This window comes from Dietzia sp. WMMA184 (genome assembly GCF_002441635.1).
Lineage (GTDB): Bacteria > Actinomycetota > Actinomycetes > Mycobacteriales > Mycobacteriaceae > Dietzia > Dietzia kunjamensis.
Window position 1 is genome coordinate 681,778 of sequence record NZ_NXEI01000001.1, and the last position, 13,613, is coordinate 695,390.

11 protein-coding genes are annotated in these 13,613 nt (G+C 70.4%); 7 read left to right on the forward strand and 4 right to left on the reverse strand.

Features of this window, described 5'->3' with window-relative positions; all coding sequences use genetic code 11:
• The first annotated feature begins 172 nt into the window (after positions 1-172).
• A complete protein-coding gene (locus CK206_RS03180; protein ID WP_096905522.1) occupies positions 173-1,549 on the forward strand; it encodes an RNA polymerase sigma factor in 1,377 nt (458 codons plus the stop codon).
• A 216-nt stretch (positions 1,550-1,765) separates the two neighbouring features.
• Here the strand turns inward: CK206_RS03180 and CK206_RS03185 are convergent, their stop codons facing one another.
• Positions 1,766-3,604 carry a DEAD/DEAH box helicase gene (locus tag CK206_RS03185; RefSeq protein WP_067715840.1) on the reverse strand — a complete coding sequence of 613 codons (1,839 nt, stop codon included), beginning with the start codon at positions 3,602-3,604 and terminating at the stop codon, positions 1,766-1,768.
• A complete protein-coding gene (locus tag CK206_RS03190) occupies positions 3,597-3,842 on the reverse strand; it encodes a DUF3039 domain-containing protein (RefSeq protein WP_017837712.1) in 246 nt (81 codons plus the stop codon). Before CK206_RS03190 ends, CK206_RS03185 begins: the two co-directional genes overlap by 8 nt.
• A gap of 58 nt (positions 3,843-3,900) precedes the next feature.
• Here CK206_RS03190 and CK206_RS03195 point away from each other — a divergent pair, with 58 nt between their 5' ends.
• The 4 genes from CK206_RS03195 to CK206_RS03210 all read left to right on the forward strand — a co-directional run bounded on the left by CK206_RS03195 (position 3,901) and on the right by CK206_RS03210 (position 7,498).
• Entirely contained in the window at positions 3,901-4,341 is a 441-nt protein-coding gene (locus CK206_RS03195; RefSeq protein ID WP_096905523.1) for a DUF3099 domain-containing protein, read from the forward strand.
• Positions 4,338-5,933: a class I SAM-dependent methyltransferase gene (locus CK206_RS03200; protein ID WP_096905524.1), complete on the forward strand. Its 1,596-nt coding sequence runs from the start codon at positions 4,338-4,340 to the stop codon at positions 5,931-5,933. The genes CK206_RS03195 and CK206_RS03200 overlap by 4 nt, the downstream gene beginning before the upstream one ends.
• Complete coding sequence (gene dtd / locus CK206_RS03205; RefSeq protein WP_067715834.1) at positions 5,930-6,367, forward strand: D-aminoacyl-tRNA deacylase; 438 nt, start codon at positions 5,930-5,932, stop codon at positions 6,365-6,367. The genes CK206_RS03200 and dtd overlap by 4 nt, the downstream gene beginning before the upstream one ends.
• A gap of 162 nt (positions 6,368-6,529) precedes the next feature.
• On the forward strand, positions 6,530-7,498 hold the full coding sequence (locus CK206_RS03210; RefSeq protein ID WP_096905525.1) for a sigma-70 family RNA polymerase sigma factor: 969 nt from the start codon (positions 6,530-6,532) through the stop codon (positions 7,496-7,498).
• 178 nt (positions 7,499-7,676) lie between these two features.
• Here the strand turns inward: CK206_RS03210 and CK206_RS03215 are convergent, their stop codons facing one another.
• Positions 7,677-10,427: a GNAT family N-acetyltransferase gene (locus tag CK206_RS03215; RefSeq protein ID WP_096905526.1), complete on the reverse strand. Its 2,751-nt coding sequence runs from the start codon at positions 10,425-10,427 to the stop codon at positions 7,677-7,679.
• A gap of 57 nt (positions 10,428-10,484) precedes the next feature.
• Positions 10,485-11,717, reverse strand: coding sequence for an acetoin utilization protein AcuC (locus tag CK206_RS03220; RefSeq protein ID WP_096905527.1), 1,233 nt, complete (start codon positions 11,715-11,717; stop codon positions 10,485-10,487).
• A gap of 229 nt (positions 11,718-11,946) precedes the next feature.
• On the opposite strand from CK206_RS03220, the gene CK206_RS03225 reads away from it, so the two are divergent.
• Positions 11,947-12,636, forward strand: a complete 690-nt coding sequence (locus tag CK206_RS03225) for a metal-dependent transcriptional regulator (protein WP_096907248.1) — start codon at positions 11,947-11,949, stop codon at positions 12,634-12,636.
• Positions 12,633-13,613, forward strand: coding sequence for a UDP-glucose 4-epimerase GalE (gene galE, locus CK206_RS03230; protein WP_069390204.1), 981 nt, complete (start codon positions 12,633-12,635; stop codon positions 13,611-13,613). Before CK206_RS03225 ends, galE begins: the two co-directional genes overlap by 4 nt.

A 13,613-nucleotide genomic window follows, 5' to 3' on the forward strand; every position in this document is an offset into this window, starting at 1 on the left:
CCAACCCCGCCGGATGCGACCCCCCGACCAGAATCTCGTTACAATGGCCCACGCCGGGAACACGTACCGGCCGGGGACGGGCCCGGTACCGCAAGGCGGACGGCTCGAGTGTCTGCAGAAGGCGGCATCGATCCCCGATTCCCATCAAGTAACCGGTTGTGAAGGGGCGTTTGTGGCAGCCACGAAGACCACCAGTTCGGATTCCGCGGCGAGCGGCGATCCGTTGGACAGCGAGGTCGCTGGCGAGGCCCCCGCCAAGAAGACCGCCGCGCGCAAGGCGCCCGCGAAGAAGACGGCGACCAAGAAGACCGCCGCCAAGAAGGCCCCGGCGAAGAAGGCGGCCGCCAAGAAGACCGCGGCCAAGAAGACGGCGGCCAAGAAGACCGCCGCCCCGACGAAGCCCGAGGGCGTCGACGGCGACCAGGTCGACGAAGAGCCGACCGATGCTCCCGAGGCCGAGCCGGACACCTCCGAGCTGGAGGACGTCGAGGTCGACGTCGAGGACGTCGAAGCGGACGAGGAGACCAAGGAAGAGCCCACCGCCAAGGACAAGGCGTCGGGCGATTTCGTCTGGGACGAGGACGAGTCGGAGGCCCTGCGCCAGGCGCGCAAGGACGCCGAGCTGACCGCCTCCGCCGACTCCGTACGCGCGTACCTCAAGCAGATCGGCAAGGTCGCCCTCCTCAACGCCGAGGAGGAGGTCGAGCTGGCCAAGCGCATCGAGGCCGGCCTGTACGCCACCTGGTTCCAGGCGCAGGTCGCCGAGCGCGGGGAGAAGCTCACCACCGCGCAGAAGCGTGATTACCGATGGATCGAGCGCGACGGCGTCCGCGCCAAGAACCACCTGCTCGAGGCCAACCTGCGACTCGTCGTCTCGCTGGCCAAGCGCTACACCGGCCGCGGCATGGCGTTCCTGGACCTCATCCAGGAGGGCAACCTCGGTCTGATCCGCGCGGTCGAGAAGTTCGACTACACCAAGGGCTACAAGTTCTCGACCTACGCCACCTGGTGGATCCGGCAGGCCATCACCCGCGCGATGGCCGACCAGGCCCGCACCATCCGTATCCCGGTGCACATGGTCGAGGTCATCAACAAGCTCGGGCGTATCCAGCGTGAGCTGCTCCAGGACCTGGGCCGCGAGCCCACCCCCGAGGAGCTCGCCAAGGAGATGGACATCACGCCGGAGAAGGTGCTGGAGATCCAGCAGTACGCCCGGGAGCCGATCTCGCTCGACCAGACCATCGGCGACGAGGGCGACTCGCAGCTCGGTGACTTCATCGAGGACTCCGAGGCCGTGGTGGCCGTGGACGCCGTGAGCTTCACACTCCTGCAGGACCAGCTCCGTTCCGTCCTCGACACGCTGTCCGAGCGTGAGGCGGGCGTGGTGCGGCTGCGCTTCGGCCTCACCGACGGGCTGCCGCGCACCCTCGACGAGATCGGGCAGGTCTACGGGGTCACGCGCGAGCGGATCCGGCAGATCGAGTCCAAGACGATGTCGAAGCTGCGCCACCCGTCGCGGTCCCAGGTGCTGCGCGACTACCTGGACTGAGCCCTTTCACGCATTCTCCGGCCCCGTTGTGCTCGCCCGACGGGGCCGCGACGTGTCCGCGACACCCGGGAGGGACGGGGGCATACGATCTCCGGCATCAGCCTGGGAGAGACGACGAACGGCACCTGAGCTCCCGTCCGACAAGAACGCCCCGGCCAGTGCGGCCGGGGCGTTCTCTTGCGTATCCTGCGCTCGGGGCCTACCCCACGCCGCCGGTCACCAGCTCCGCAGGAGGGTGATCCTCTCGCGGATCTGCTCGGCGGAGGCCATCGGCACGGGCGGGCCGCCGCACGCATTGCGGAGCTGCGTGTGGATCGCCCCGTGCGACTTGCCCAGGCGACCCGAGTACACCGACACGAGGGTGTTGAGCTGGCGCCGCAGGTCCTTGAGCTCGGCGGCGGAGGCGACCCGCTCGGCGGCGGCGCCGGCATGTGCGCCCGGGCCGGCGGCGTTGCCGGGGATCGTCGCTCCTGATACCGCCGGGTCCGCTCCCACGACCGCGACCGACCCCGCCCCGGAGGCGGACTGGGCGGACGTGCGCTTGATCTGCTCCTTCTCGCGCTGCCGCAGCAGGGCCTTGACGTCGTCGGCGCCCAACAGTCCGGGGAGCCCGATGTAGTCGGCCTCCTCCTCGCTGCCGGCGAATGTGGCCGTGCCGTAGGACGAGCCCTCGTACACGATCTGGTCGAGCTCTGCGTCGGCGCCGAGGGAGATGTAACCGCGGTCCTCGTCGTCCTCGGTGTTCTCGTCCTGCTGCTGGTTCGCCTGGGCGAGCAGCTGGTCCTCCAGCCCCTCCTCCCGGTGGGGCTTGCCCAGGACGTGGTCGCGCTGCGCCTCCATCTGCGAAGCCAGTTGCAGCAGCACGGGTACGGACGGGAGGAACACCGACGCGGTCTCCCCGGGCCGACGGGACCGGACGAACCGCCCGATCGCCTGCGCGAAGTACAGGGGTGTCGAGGCACTGGTGGCGTACACGCCGACGCTCAGTCGTGGCACGTCGACGCCCTCGGAGACCATCCGGACCGCGACCATCCACTCGTCGGTGGAGTCGGAGAAGGTACCGATCCGACTCGAGGCGGTCGGGTCGTCGGAGAGGACGACGGTCGGCGGGGTACCGGTGATCTCCGTCAGGAGCGCCGCGTACTCGCGGGCGCGCTCCTGGTCGGTGGCGATCACCAGACCGCCGGCGTCGGGCACTCCGCCGGCGCGGATCTGCCGGAGCCGGGTGTGCGCCGCCTGGAGCACGGCGGGCATCCAGTCACCGTGGGGGTCGAGGGCGACGCGCCAGGCACGGGACGTCTGGTCGGCACTCAGCGGCTCGCCGAGGCGGGCCGAGAACTCCTCGCCGGCGTTGCTGCGCCACCGGGCCTCGCCCGAATAGGCGAGGAAGACCACCGGGCGGACGACGCCGTCCGCCAGAGCATCGGCGTAGCCGTAGGAATGGTCGGCCTTGGAGCGCTGGTGCCCCTGCCCGTCGGGCTCGTAGGTGACGAACGGGATGGGACTGTCGTCGGACCGGAAGGGGGTGCCGGTCAGCGACAGGCGGCGCTCCGCGTCCTCGAACGCCTCGCGGATCGCGTCGCCCCAGCTCTTCGCGTCACCACCGTGATGGATCTCGTCGAGGATCACCAGGGTGCGCCGGGACGCGGTGCGTTCCCGGTGCTTGAACGGGTGCGCGGCCACCTGGGCGTATGTCACCACCACGCCGTGGTATTCCGGGGCGAGCGCGCCCGAGGTGTTGGAGTACTCGGGGTCGAGGGCGATGCCCGCGCGCGCGGCCGAGGCGGCCCACTGGTACTTGAGGTGTTCGGTGGGGGCCACCACGGTGATCGCGTCGACCGTGCGGTCGGCGAGCAGTTCGGAGGCGACTCTCAGGCCGAACGTCGTCTTGCCGGCGCCCGGGGTCGCCACGGCGAGGAAGTCCTTCGGCCGCGCCATGAGGTACTTGCGCAGCGCGGTGCGCTGCCAGGCGCGCAGCGACGCACCCCCGGCCGGCGGGGTGGAGTGTTCTGCGGTCTGTTCGTCTGGGCCCGGGACCGCGCCGGGATCACTCACCAGGCTTCAGGGTCTCGTAGACGCGCTTGCACTCCGGGCACACCGGCGATCCGGGCTTCGCGGATCGGGTGACCGGGAAGACCTCACCGCACAGGGCGATCACGTAGGAACCCATGACCGCGCTCTCGGCGATCTTGCTCTTGTCCACATAGTGGAAGAACTTGGGTGCGTCGTCCTGCGTCTCCTCGGTCGTCGTGACCTCGGGACGCTCGAGTGTCTTCGTCCGGGTGGTACTCACCCCCTCATGATGCCGCACCCGGGCGTCGCGGCGCCAACGCCGGAGTACCTTGGGCCCCATGGCACCCGACTTCCGCCGTCAGCGATCCGGGGAACGGGACGACACCTCGAGACCCGTTCTCATCACGGGTGCGCGCGAGTCGTACCACGACGAGCTGGCGGGCCGGAAGAAGCGCTACTTCCTGCTGATGAGCATCCGGATCCCCGCACTGTTCCTTGCGGCGGGGTCACTGGCCCTCTGGAACAACCCGTGGATCGCCCTGGCGATCGTGGCGGGGTCCATCCCGATCCCGTGGATCGCCGTCATCGGGGCCAATGACCGGCCTCCCCTCCCCAAGGGGCAGGCCCGCACCTACACCGCGGGTCGCCTGTCGTCGAACACCCCGTACGCCCTGCCACCCGGGCTCACCGGGACCGACGCACCGCCCCGGGACACGAGCGCCCCCGACGCCGCACCCGATCCCACCCCGTCCACCGACGAGAGCGACCCCGACACGTGAGCAGACCGAACCCGACCCTCGCCGAGCTCGCGCCCGCGCTGGCCGAGGCCTTCCGGCGGCACGACTACACGGTGGAGGGACTGGAGCGGGAGCTGGGGCCCGAGGCGATCTCGGCCCTGGACAGATCGGATGCCGCGACGGTCCGCCGCCACGCCCGTGACGCGAAGGCTGTCGGGACCCTGGTGCGGTTGTTCGTGCTGGGTGATCCGCTCCCCCGCTCCGAGGTCACCGCGACCCTGCCCGGGGTCGACGTGCGGGACGGCGTCGCTGCCGGATTGTGGACCGCGATCGACGACGGTGCCTCCCTGCGTGCGGAGATCGACCTGCGTCCGGTGGACACCGGGCACGGGACCCGCTGGGTGTTCGCGGACGTCGACGGGTCGATGGTCCACACCACGACCCGGCCGGACCACGTCCTGGGGGTCGGGCAGGCGACGCTCTCGCTGCTGCGTGTCACGCCCTCGTCCACCACCGGGTCGGTCCTGGATCTCGGCACCGGGTGTGGGATCCAGATGGTCCACGCGTGGGGGTCCGCCCGAACCGTCACCGGGACCGATATCACCCCTCGGTGCCTCGAGTTGGCGGCCGCCACCCTGGCGATCAACGGCCAGCGTGCGGAGCTCCTGCACGGTCCGTGGTTCGAGCCCGTGGCGGGGCGCCGGTTCGACCGTATCGTCGCCAATCCCCCGTTCGTGGTGGGCCCGCCCGAGACCGGGCACTCCTACCGCGAGTCCGGCCTGAAGCTCGACGGTGCCAGTCGGACGGTCGTGTCGGGCGCGCCGCAGCATCTGGCCGACGGTGGCACCGCGGTTTTGCTGGCGTCCTGGGTGGAGCGGGAGGACTCGGACTGGCGGGCCCACGTGTCGTCGTGGGTGCCGGCCGAGGGCGTCGACGCATGGATCGTGCGGCGGGACGTCTCCGACCCCGGCCTCTACGTGTGGACCTGGCTCACCGACGAGGGCATGGACCCACGCGACGAGGCCACCACGAGGGCCGCGGACGCCTGGTTGGACCACTTCGCCGAGGAGGGTGTGGCCGGGATCGGGTTCGGCTACGTCTACCTCCGGCGGATCGACGGGCCGTCGTCCGTCCTGTGCGAGGACCTCACGCACCCGCTCGGCGACGGCCTCGGTGACGAGGCGGAGGCCTACTTCGCGCGCACGGCGTGGCTGCGGGAGGCCGCGGAGCAACACGGCGGACAGGAGCGCGCCCTCGATGCCACGGTCTTCACAGTGTCGCCGGACGTCCACCTCCACCTCTCCGAATCCCTCGCCCCCGCCGGGCCGGACGAGGTCGGCTCCCCCGGTCCGTCCACCGTCGTGGTGGAGCGGGTCACCGGCGCCCGGTGGCGCCACGAGATCGATCCGCTCACCGCGAGCGTCCTGCGTGGGGCGCGGACGGGCGCGCTGCAGTTGGAGGACCTGGTGGTGCTCGCCGCGGTCGGTGCCGGGGAGGATCCCGACGCCCTCGCCGGCCCCGTCCGCCGGGTGGTCGCCGACCTGTTCCTCCACGGGTTCGTCGTCCCGGCGGGGATGCCAGGCCTCCTGCCCCCGGGGGTCGCCGCGGCCGTGGCCGCAGGGGCGGCGGGATGAGGGCCGTCGTCTCCCGGGTCACCGAGGCGTCGGTGACGGTGGACGGTGAGGTCGTCGGGGCCCTGTCACGCCCCGGGCTGCTGGTCCTGTTGGGGGTGTCGGACGACGACGACGAGACCGACGTCGCCACGATGGTCCGCAAGATCTCGGACCTGCGGATCCTGCGGGAGGAACGCAGCGCCGCGGAGGTGGGCGCCCCCGTCCTGGTCGTCAGCCAGTTCACGCTCATGGGGTCGACCGCGAAGGGCAGGCGGCCGTCGTGGTCGAGAGCGGCTCGGGGCGAGGTGGCCGAACCCGTGGTGGACGCCGTGGTCCACGGTCTGCGCGAACGCGGCCTCGAGGTGGCCACGGGAGTCTTCGGCGCGATGATGCAGGTCCATTCGGTCAACGACGGCCCGTTCACGCTGCTGGTGGAGACCCCCGGCTCGGGCTGAGCGGGTTTCCTCGACGGATCGTGACCGACATCATCGGCGCGGGAACATTCCCGGTACCCCCGTCGTTGTAGAGGTACGTGACCGTGACCCGGCCACGCGCCTGATCCGTCCACCAGCAACCGAACGCCGGCCTCGTCACATGGCCAGGCAGGAGGAGGAGACATGACGTCAGCCACCACCCGATCGGACCGTCGGACGGAGGCGGGGCCGGACGGCCAGAGCCCGAGCGCTGACCTCGTCCGTGTCTACCTCAACGGGATCGGCAAGACGGCACTGCTCAACGCTGAGGACGAGGTCGAGCTCTCCAAGCGGATCGAGGCCGGTCTCTACGCCAAGCACGTGCTGGAGACCAAGAAGCGTCTGGGTCCGGTCCGCAAGGCCGACCTCAAGGCGATCGTCGCGGAAGGTGAGGCCGCCCGCGCCCATCTGCTGGAGGCCAACCTGCGCCTGGTGGTGTCGCTGGCCAAGCGCTACACGGGCCGCGGCATGCCGTTGCTGGACCTCATCCAGGAGGGCAACCTGGGCCTGATCCGTGCGATGGAGAAGTTCGACTACGCGAAGGGCTTCAAGTTCTCCACCTATGCCACCTGGTGGATCCGTCAGGCGATCACCCGCGGAATGGCCGATCAATCCCGCACCATCCGTCTGCCGGTCCACCTGGTCGAGCAGGTCAACAAGCTCGCCCGGATCAAGCGTGAACTCCACCAGCAGCTCGGCCGTGAGGCCTCCCTCGAGGAACTCGCCGAGGAGTCGGGCATCCCCGCGCACAAGATCGAGGAGCTGCTGGACCATTCGCGTGACCCGGTGAGCCTCGACATGCCGGTCGGCGCGGACGAGGAGGCGCCGCTCGGTGACTTCATCGAGGACGCCGAGGCCACCAGTGCGGAGAACACCGTGGTGACCAATGTGATGCACTCCGACGTGCGCGCGGTCCTGGCCACCCTCGAGGAGCGCGAGCAGCAGGTCATCACGCTGCGTTTCGGTCTCGACGACGGCCAGCCTCGCACCCTCGACCAGATCGGCAAGCGTTTCGGACTGTCGCGCGAGCGGGTCCGCCAGATCGAGCGCGAGGTCATGGCCAAGCTCCGCGAGGGTCGTCGCGCGGACAAGCTCCGCTCCTACGCCGTCTGACCGGACGCCGGATCGCACGCCGCACGATCAGACGCTGCCCGATCGGACGCCGCCCGATCAGACGCGAGCCGGGTTCCCCGGAGCCCTTCACACCGTGAGGTCGCAATCCCAGGGCCCCGCCTCCCCCGATCGGGAGGGGCGGGGCCTTCGCGGTGCCGTCCAGGGCCGACCACAGCGCCTAGCGCAGCCGGCGGGGCCCCTCGTCGGCGCTGAACCTGGGGGGCGGCCCCAGCCGGACCGTTGCGTAGAGCACCGCGAGACCGTCGGGTCCGGCGAGCGCCGGGTCCACCGACAGGCGCCGCATCTCCGGCACGTCCTCTGCCAGGCATGAAACCCGCCCCATGAGCTCCACCAACGCGTCACGGTCCACAGGCGCGTCCCCGGCATACCCGTCGAGGAGCGCTGCGGCCCGGGGCCGGTCGAGCAGGGCGGCCGCCTCGCGGGGTGAGATCGGCAGCGTGCTGAACGCCCGGTCGGCCAGCAGATCCGACAACATCCCGGACAGTCCGAACGAGATGAGGGTGCCGAAGATCGGGTGATCGGCGACCCGGATGGTCACGGCGACCCCCTTGGTCGCCATCTTCTGCACGTGCAGGGAACGTGAGCCCGTCGTGGACTGGAGGAACGCGAAGGCATGCCGCACCGCGGCAGAGTCGACGAGGTCGAGTCGCACCCCGGACTGATCGCTGCGGGTCCGCCACCGGTCACTCATCGCCTTGACCGCCACCGGGTAGCCCAACTCGTCGGCGGCCATCACGGCCTGGTCGACATCCGTCACGACGCGGTAGTCGACGATGTCGATCCCGTAGCACTCCAACAGGGCCCGGACCTGGCCCTGCGTGAGCTCGAACGACTCGGTTCCGGCGTGGAGCTGGCAGAGCGAGTCCACGAGCTCCCGCGCGCGTGCGCGGTCGATGTCCTCGTACTCGGCGGGCTCCTCGGCCGGCTTGTCGAGCCACTCGGCGTACCGGCGGGCGCGCACCAGTGCGGACACCGCTCGTTCGGGATACGGGTAGGAGGGTATCGAGCCCCGCGCCGCCACCCCGGACTCGTCGGTCACCGTCAGTCCCTCCGGCAGCCCTTCCCCCGCGAGGAAGGTACTCACCACGGGCTTGCTGCTCTCGCCCGCGGCGGTACGGATCGCCTCGGCATAGGCGTCGGGTTCCGTCGCGACCGGAGGGACGAACACCGTCAGGACCGAGTCGACCTCGTCACGTGCGAGGACGTCCGCGATCGCCTCGCGGAACTCCTCCGGGGACGCGCCGGCACCCAGATCGACCGAATGCGCCACGGTGAAGCCCTGTTGACGCGCGGAGTCCCCGCCGAGGCGTCCGACCGCGGAGGAGTTGCCGACGATGCCGAGGCGACCTCCCGTGGGCAGCGGTTGGTAGGCCAGGAGCGTGGCGGTGTCGAACATGTCCGTGATGGAATCCACCTGGATGAGGCCGGAGTCGCGGAACAGTCCACCGATGGCGTTCGCCGTCAGCCCCTCGACGCCCGACTCCAGATCGTCGGCCGCTCGGCGGACCACCACCACCGGCTTGTTGCGCGCCACGCGCCGGGCGATCCGGGAGAACTTGCGGGCGTTACCGAAGCTCTCCAGGTAGAGCAGCACCACCTCGGTGGCGGTGTCGGTGTCCCAGTACTGCAGCAGGTCGTTGCCGGAGACGTCGGCGCGGTTACCGGCGGAGACGAACGTGGACAGCCCGAGCCCACGTCGGGCCGCGGCGGCGAGGATGGCGATCCCGAGCGCACCCGACTGGCAGAAGAACCCCGTGCGGCCGGGTCCCGGAACGACTTCTGCGAGGGTCGCGTTGAGCTGCACGTCGGGTGAGGTGTTGATCACCCCGAGCGCGTTGGGGCCGACCACGCGCATCCCGTGGGCGCGGGCCTCGCTGACCAGACGCCGTTCGGAGACGACGCCGGCGCTGCCGACGTCCGAGAACCCGGCGGAGATGACGACGAGGGTCGACACGCCCTTCGACAGGCAGTCGTCGAGGACTTCCGACATGGACGCCGCCGGTACTGCCACTACCGCGAGGTCCACGGGATCCGGGATGTCCCTGACGCTCGGATAGGCGCGCACGGACTGCACCGACGTGGCATCGGAATTGACGGGGTACACGGGACCGGAGAACCCGTTGCCGATGAGGTTGCGCAGTACCGTGTGCCCGATCTTGCCCACCTGGTCCGAGGCGCCGATCACGGCGACGGAACTGGGGTTGAGCACACGCGCCAGACTCCGTGCCTCCGCCGCCGCCTCCCGCGAGTTCCGGACATTGGTCAGGGCCTCGGACGGGTCGATCGCGAACTCCAGGTGGAGAGTGGACCCATCGAACGAACGGGAGATCTCGTACCCGGCCCGCCGGAACACCTGGATCATCGACCGGTTCTCGGAGAGCACCTCGGCCTCGAAGTGGTCGATCCCGCATTCGGCCGCGGCGCCGGCCAGGTGCTCGAGGAAGATCGACCCCAGCCCACGCCCCTGATGCTGGTCGGAGATGGTGAACGCGACCTCGGCGAAGGTCGAGTTCGGCAGTCGCTCGTAGATCGCCATGCCGATGACCTCCGCGCCCAACTCGGCGACGAACGCCATCCGGTCGCGGTAGTCGACGTTGGTCATCCGGGCGAGTTCACGGTCGGACAGCACATCGTGCGATCCGAAGTAACGCAGGTAGCGGGTGCGCTCGGACAGGCTGGTGTGGAACCGGGAGATCTTCTCGGCGTCGTTGGGCAGGATCGGCCGCACGCGCACGGCCCGCCCGTCGGATCCGAGTACGTCCGCAGCCCACTCGTGGGGATAGCCCTCCGGGTACTCGTCGACGGAGGTGTCGGTCGACGCGTGCTCGGGTGGGTCCACCGCCGGGGTGGCGTCGGTGGGGTTCTCGGTCACCGTGTCAACGGTCTCGCGGTCGCCGGGGTGCGCCATGGGGTCCTCCAGGGACTGAGGGGTAGGGGGTCGATGAGTCTGTTGCAGTGCCGCCGGTCAGTCGCGGGGATCGTCCGGGTCGAGTCCGAGCAGGGGGTAGACCGAGCGGCGGGTGTCGAGGATCGACTGGTCGAGACGGGCGAGCGAACGATCCATCTCCACCCCCCGATCGGATCCCGCGGGCTCCCACGGGGTGTAGCCGGGGGTCTCCCCGTCCCCCATCGTCTGCGGGACGCGGTCGGGGACGGTGAACCTGCCGGCCGCGGCCCGCCACTGGTCCGGGATCGCGGTCGCCGGGTCGAGCGGGACCCCCAGCACGGCAGCGATGAGGTGGGTCCACGACCGCGGGACCACCCGCACCAGTTCGTAGCCGCCCCCGCCGATCGCGATGAGTCTCCCTTCGCAGAGTTCGTCAGCCAGCGCCACGACCTCAAGATACGACTGCCGGTGACCGTCGACGGTCAACGAGAGGTCGGCGAGCGGGTCTTCGCGGTGCGAGTCGCACCCGGCCTGCATGACGATGATCTGGGGTTCGAACGTCCGCAGCACTCCGGGGACCACGGCGTGGAAGCCCCGCAGCCAGAGATCATCGGTGACCGCGGGGAGGTACGCCAGGTTGACGGCGGTGCCCTCCGCGCGGCCGACACCGGTCTCCGACGCCCAGCCGGTGGACGGCCACAGGGTGGCTGGGTGCTGGTGCAGGGACACCGTCAGGACCCGCGGGTCCTCGTAGAACGCGGTCTGGACGCCGTCCCCGTGGTGGACGTCGATGTCGACGTAGGCAACGCGGTCGTACCCGTTGTCGAGCAACCAGCTGATCGCCACCGCCGCGTCGTTGTAGACGCAGAACCCGGCGGCGGCAGCGGGCATGGCGTGGTGCATCCCCCCGGCGACGGAGACCGCACGCGTCGCGGCCCCGCTGGCGATGGCCCGGGCGGCCGTCAGCGTGCCGCCCGCGACCGCCGCGCTGGCCTCGTGCATCGCCGGGAACGTCGGGTTGTCGGCCGTCCCGAGCCCGTGGCTCATCCCGACATGCTCACCGGGCGGCAGGTCGCCGGCGGCCTTGACGGCGTCGATGTAGCGGGAGGTGTGGACCCTCAGTAGCTCGTCCTCGCTGGCCGACCCGGGGTCCAGCATCTCGACACCCTGCAGGACGCCGAGCTCGGTCGCGAGCGACATGGTCAGATCGAGCCGCCGTGGACTCATCGGGTGGTCAGCGGAATGCCGGTACTCCAGCAATGACGGACTCCACACGACCTTCGCCGCGACGCCGTCCCCGATCCCGGCCATAGCCACCGTCCTCCCGTGGGCCGGGTCGTTCCCGGCCCGAGCACCCCGAGCGAGCAGTGGGGCACGTCACCCGTGAATCTACGCGTGTGGCACCGGGCCCGGCCCCCGATTGTCCGCTCTCCACCCCGGTCGGTGGCCCGACGGTAGTCTCGGAGGCAGAACCCTGACGGCGCCCGCGCCTGCGGGGAGTCGCACACCTATCGACGATCCGACCGTGGAGGACTGCAGCGTGAAGGACCTGGTGGACACCACCGAGATGTACCTCCGCACCATTTACGAACTCGAGGAGGAGGGCGTGATCCCGCTGCGGGCGAGGATCGCCGAGCGCCTCGAGCAGAGCGGGCCGACCGTGAGCCAGACCGTCGCGCGGATGGAGCGCGACGGGTTGGTCCTCGTGGCCCCCGACCGGCATCTCCAGCTCACCGCCACGGGCAGGGAACTCGCGGTGGGTGTGATGCGTAAGCACCGCCTCGCCGAGCGTCTCCTGGTCGACGTGATCGGACTGGAGCTCGAGAAGGTCCACGCCGAGGCGTGCCGCTGGGAGCACGTGATGAGCGACGACGTCGAGCGGCGGCTCATCGAGGTCCTCGATGACCCCCGGACCTCTCCCTACGGCAACCCGATCCCCGGGCTGGAGCGGATCGGGTACCCCGCCTCCGCCCTCGACGACCCCAACCAGATCAGGCTCTCGGCGCTGGAGAGCGACGTGGCCCACCGGGTCCGGATCCGGGCGATCGGTGAGAACGTGCAGATCGACACGGAACTGATCTCCGAGCTCCGGGCCGCGGGCGTCGAACCGCTCAGAACCGTCACCGCCACCCGCCGCGGGCACCTCGTCGAGCTCGACTCCGGTGAGGGGCACACGGTGGAACTCGACGGCGACCACGCCCACGCGATCCAGGTCGAGATCGTCTCGTGAAGCTGCTCGTCACCGGCGGCGCCGGGTATGTCGGCGGGGTCTGCGCGACGGTCCTGATCGAGCGCGGTCACGAGGTGGTGGTGCTCGACGACCTGTCCACGGGTAACCGGGACGGGGTTCCCGAGGGGGCGACGTTCGTCGAGGGGGACGTGGCCGTACGCGCGCCGGAGGTTCTCGACTCCTCGTTCGACGGTGTCCTGCACTTCGCCGCGCGTTCCCTCGTCGGCGAGTCCGTCGAGAAGCCCGGGGAGTACTGGCAGGGCAACGTCGTCACGTCCCTGGCCCTCCTCGACGCGATGCGTGAGTCCGGGGTGGGCAACCTGGTGTTCTCCTCCACCGCCGCCACCTACGGCGAGCCCGAGCAGGTCCCCATCACCGAGGACATGCCCACGCGTCCGACCAACACCTACGGGGCCACCAAACTCGCGATCGATCACGCCATCACGTCGTACGCCACCGCGTACGGTCTCGCCGCGACCAGCCTGCGCTACTTCAACGTCGCCGGGGCCTATCACGGTGCGGGCGAGAACCGGGTCGTGGAGACCCACCTCATCCCCCTCGTGCTGCAGGTCGCGCTCGGCCATCGCGCCGATATCAAGGTCTTCGGTGACGACTGGCCCACCCCCGATGGCACGTGCATCCGCGACTACATCCACGTCGCCGACCTCGCCGACGCCCATCTGCTGGCGCTGGAGACCAACACTCCCGGCACCCACCGGGTGCTCAACCTGGGCAGCGGTGAGGGGTTCTCCGTCCGTGAGGTCATCGACGTGTGCCGGGAGGTCACCGGACATCCCATCCCCGACGTCGTCGCCCCACGTCGCGCCGGCGACCCGGCGGTGCTCGTGGCCTCCAGCGCCCGGGCGATCGCCGAACTCGGGTGGAACCCCTCCCGCACCGACCTGCGTACGGTCGTCGAGGACGCCTGGGCGTTCACCGAGGCGCTCGGCGACCGCGCGCACTCGGCTCCGCGCTGA